Annotated in this window: 1 protein-coding gene; it reads right to left on the bottom strand. The window is 58.4% G+C overall.

Annotated elements, in window-relative coordinates; all coding sequences use genetic code 11:
• Positions 1–721 (bottom strand): Ig-like domain-containing protein (locus DC3_RS28840; RefSeq protein WP_146892306.1); only part of this gene is annotated, 721 nt, incomplete at both ends.

The following is a 721-nucleotide window of genomic DNA, read 5'->3' as shown; positions in this document are numbered from 1 at the left end:
TCTGGGTGAGGACCTCAATCTTCACCTGCTGCCCGGCTTTCCCTTCAAATTTGTACCAGTCCACATCCCTGTCCGAACCATCAATGATCGCCTTGCCTGTCGTCTGACCCGCCACCAGCACCGTCGCCTGATCAAACGTGTTGTTCGGCTCAAACAGGTCTGGCAGCACCACCTTGAAGCTCGACGTCACCGTCTTCTCGTTCCCTGAGGTGTCCTTCGCTGTGATGCTCACACTGTAATTCCCATCGTTCAGGTTGTTCTGCGTGAAGCTGAACGACCCATCTGCCCCCAGCGTCAACGGTTGTGCAGCTCCTCCATTGACCGAGATGCTCGCCGACTGCACCGCACGGTTGTCTGTGATTTTTCCGGTGATCGCTGTTGAGGTGCCCGTCACCGTTGCTCCCTCGGTGGGGGCCGTCACGGTGATGCTGGGGGCCGTCACATCTGCGAACTGCACCGTGAAGTGCACCGTGAAGCTCTTCTCGTTGCCTGCGGCATCCCGGGCGGTGATCACCAGGGTGTAGGCCTGTTCGGTGAGGCCTGTGAGGTTGATTTTGAAGCTGCCGTTTTTGTTGACGGTGATGCTCTGGGCAGGTCCCCCGTTGAGCGTGTAACTGGCGGAGGCAACCTTGAAGTCATCGGTGATGGTTCCACTCACTTCCACACTCGAAGTTGCGATCACCGCATTCTCGCTGGGCCCACTGACAGTCAGGGTGGGAGC

It is taken from the genome of Deinococcus cellulosilyticus NBRC 106333 = KACC 11606, from assembly GCF_007990775.1.
Classification (GTDB): domain Bacteria; phylum Deinococcota; class Deinococci; order Deinococcales; family Deinococcaceae; genus Deinococcus_C; species Deinococcus_C cellulosilyticus.
The sequence above is the reverse complement of the archived record's forward strand: the minus strand, read 5'-3'. Positions and strand labels throughout refer to the sequence as shown.